Annotated in this window: 1 protein-coding gene; it reads right to left on the reverse strand. The window is 33.5% G+C overall.

The window, feature by feature from the left end:
• Positions 1 to 293, reverse strand: a 293-nt coding sequence (locus FH871_RS35300) for a LysR family transcriptional regulator (RefSeq protein WP_229317795.1), incomplete at its 3' end; no start/stop codon positions are given.
• Positions 294 to 337 lie beyond the last annotated feature (44 nt).

Consider the following 337-nt stretch of genomic DNA (forward strand, 5'->3'; position numbering starts at 1 on the left):
AATGCTGGTAAAAATTTTGGTAAGAGGTATGTCGAGATATAAGGGGAGACAGCAATATCGAGTTGCTTGGATAGATTCCTATCTTTTAATTGAATTGTTTTTATTCCATCTTCATAGGTTTTTACAAGTCGTTCAGCAATAGGTATAAACTCTTTTCCGGTGGTTGTTAGAGTTAACTGTCTACCAATGGTTTCAAATAATTTAACTTGTATGTGTTTTTCAAGTTTTTTGATTTGCTGGTGTAGGGTCGGCTCAGTTAAAAAAAGCTCCTCACTTGCTTTTCGGTAGTTCAAATGTTTAGCAAGAATAAGAAAAGTATAATACCAGTCTAAATTCA

The sequence above is a fragment of the Larkinella sp. C7 genome, from assembly GCF_006149005.1.
GTDB lineage: Bacteria > Bacteroidota > Bacteroidia > Cytophagales > Spirosomataceae > Larkinella.